This window comes from Coleofasciculus sp., from assembly GCF_046539235.1.
Lineage (GTDB): Bacteria > Cyanobacteriota > Cyanobacteriia > Cyanobacteriales > Coleofasciculaceae > Coleofasciculus.
In genome coordinates, this window is the sequence record NZ_JBKHHI010000599.1 from 1 (window position 1) to 2,767 (window position 2,767).

Annotated in this window: 4 protein-coding genes; 2 read left to right on the top strand and 2 right to left on the bottom strand. The window is 44.1% G+C overall.

The window, feature by feature from the left end; genetic code table 11:
• The first annotated feature begins 253 nt into the window (after positions 1–253).
• Positions 254–943 carry a Uma2 family endonuclease gene (locus ACLFWI_RS29080; RefSeq protein ID WP_446415823.1) on the top strand — a complete coding sequence of 230 codons (690 nt, stop codon included), beginning with the start codon at positions 254–256 and terminating at the stop codon, positions 941–943.
• Between the two features lie 158 nt (positions 944–1,101).
• Entirely contained in the window at positions 1,102–1,683 is a 582-nt protein-coding gene (locus ACLFWI_RS29085; protein WP_446415824.1) for a hypothetical protein, read from the top strand.
• A 123-nt stretch (positions 1,684–1,806) separates the two neighbouring features.
• Here the strand turns inward: ACLFWI_RS29085 and ACLFWI_RS29090 are convergent, their stop codons facing one another.
• Positions 1,807–2,292, bottom strand: coding sequence for a DUF3368 domain-containing protein (locus tag ACLFWI_RS29090; protein WP_446410404.1), 486 nt, complete (start codon positions 2,290–2,292; stop codon positions 1,807–1,809).
• Complete coding sequence (locus ACLFWI_RS29095; RefSeq protein WP_446410403.1) at positions 2,289–2,582, bottom strand: UPF0175 family protein; 294 nt, start codon at positions 2,580–2,582, stop codon at positions 2,289–2,291. The genes ACLFWI_RS29090 and ACLFWI_RS29095 overlap by 4 nt, the downstream gene beginning before the upstream one ends.
• Between the last annotated feature and the right edge of the window lie 185 nt (positions 2,583–2,767).

Sequence of the window (2,767 nt, forward strand, 5' to 3'; positions counted from 1 at the left end):
GATAATCCCGTGATGTGGGATTGGAATTCATAACCGACAAATAATTAGGAAGAGTAATAACCGCCCGGAGTTCAAACTCCGGGCTAATAGCTTAAGTCCATTAAAATGGACTAAAACTCTGATCCAGTCCTATGCCATACGAATACCAGCTTTTGGTTTTTTGGGTTTCAACCCCAGACGGGAAGACAGTGAGTTGGGCAAGATCTGAGTAGAATTTAGGGATGGAAATATAAACGAGTAAAAGGAGCAATCTATGGTTAAAACTCCCTTCCAGCAAGAGTCTTTGCTCCCATCCTTGGAAAGTGGCGATCGCTTAAATCGCTATGAATTTGAGCGTCGTTACAACGCGATGCCTTCTCTCCAGAAAGCTGAACTAATTGAAGGAGTTGTTTACTTGCCTGCTGCACTGCGTTTTAGAAGTCATAGTCAACCTCACGCTAAATTAATCCTATGGCTGGGCAATTATCAAGTGGCGACACTGGGTATTGAGTTGGGGATTGAACCTACTGTTCGGTTAGATTTGGACAACGAACCCCAACCTGATGCTGTACTATTGATTGATGAAAATGTAGGGGGACAGGCGAGACTCAGCGACGATGATTATATTGAGGGTGCGCCGGAATTGGTAGCCGAGATTGCAGCTAGTAGTGTGGCGATAGACTTACATGATAAGAAACGAGCGTATCGTCGTAATGGGGTACAAGAGTATATTGTTTGGCAAGTATTTGAGCAGAGACTCGATTGGTTTTACTTGCAGCAGGGTGAGTATGTATCGTTACCCGTGGATGAAGGGAATGTGATCCGGAGTCGAGTGTTTCCCGGATTGTGGTTAGCCGCCGATGATTTGTTGGCAGGAAATATGCCTGGGGTGTTGTCGGTATTGCAGAAAGGTTTAGCTTCGGAGGAACATGAAATATTTGTAGAAAAGTTAGCAGAGCAGTAGGGAAATTAGTTTTCTAATGAGACCAGTCCGTTTAAGTTTTTTTGCTTGTTAAAAGATATAATTGCTGTGTGTTATTGGGATTTATTGTCCGGGGATGAGTTTTGTCGTTAGACTAGGGTGTAGAACCTTAAGACCTGCATTATTTATAGTGAAGACCAGTGCCCAAGACTGCCTATTCTCAGCGATTCAAACGGGAGTTAGACCCTGAGCAGTTGTTATCACTGCTTGGATATGACTTGAAATCTGATCCTGACCTCAAGAATTTATCAGGAGAACTGCGTGATGAGATTCATCGCGATTTGCTGTGTCCGGAATGCGGTGTAAGGGGTGGCGTGATAGTGTCGCGCTCAAAGTCTACGAAGAGTAACAAAGCTCTGAGACAGCCTCACTTTCGCTTTGAGCGAAAACAGTACTTAGCCGAGCAATACCTACGCCTAGGTATAACAACAGATGTAGTATCAGCTTTTGCTGCATTGTTACTCTATATAACTAATTGGGATGTTGACGCAGCGATCTCCAAACTAGTAGCGATTGTACAGGCTCCTACTCCTACTGATATGAATGCAGGCAATGTGATTGGTTTGAACCCTTTTCACGATTTTGCTGTATGGGCAAATATTATGAAAGCAAGAGAAGTGGCTCAGTATAGTTTCAACGGCTTTGACTACGAGGCTCAAATCGAGACTATTGAACAACGGTTGAAAAAGCAGTACGACGAGTGGAAAACGGCTGAAAGCTAATATCGAGCTGGTTGAATAAGTGTTATGGTGAGGGGAGACAATAGGCAATAGTGAAATAGGCAAAAAACAGAGGAAGTTTGCTTGACGCTGGGTATAGTACATACGTACTGGGAGAACTTCAGTTTAGAACTCTTGGGCGATTACGAGAACATCCTGATAAAGTTGTGGACTAATCCGTTTACCCACAGCAATCAAGTCATCCAAAATCGGTTTAACCTGAGTAATTAACCCCTGTTCTTTAGCAAGTAGCAACGTTCCAATTGTGCCAGTCACGGGCAAAAGTCGCGCTTTGGCTACTCGTCGCGCCCTCAAATCATCAATCAAAACCTGTTGTGCGCCTAATTCTTCGGCAAGAATAATTGCAGCGGCTTCACCCCGATGAATTTTTGCACGTTCTTGTAAGGCAACGACTTGACTGTTATCCTGAACTGAGCGCACTTCAATCCAAGTCGCTGCCTGAACAACAACGACTGCTGGATGATTTCCAGTAGTTACTTCGTTGTAGACTTCTTGAGGAACGATAACTTGTCCGAAAACACCTTGTAGTAACGTCAGTTGTCCAACTTTTGCTAGTTCGCTTAATGGTGTGGTGTCACAGACAACTATCATGATTGATGTTTGAGCAGAAACTGTCTAGTTTGGGCAATCTCTTGCTCTAACTCTTCCTTGGTTTGGCTAGGAAAGGTCGGTATATCATATAAATCCATTAACTCAGAAAGTTGCCAGCGATCAATGCCTAGCAGTTCAGCTGCTAGTCCAGCACTAATATCAGCATGGTTCAGGAGCGTCATGACGTAGGCTTCCCTGGCGCGTCGTTCTGCTTCTAAGCGATGGATTTCTGGAAGTTCAGGTAACTGTCCTGTCACTTTAATGTCCAATTTGAGTTTTTGGGTTGACATATTATTCCAGAGTGGTGGTGTGGCAAGACTAAATTTTCATGCTTTCTTTCGCCCAGAATTCTAAACCGCTTAATTATCCAGAGGCAATTCATGTTCTGGTGGTTCGAGTGGAGGTTGAGCATCTGTACTCGGAGGAACCACGACAAGGGGAGGAGGCGGTTCTAAAATCTTTTGCCACCCTTGAA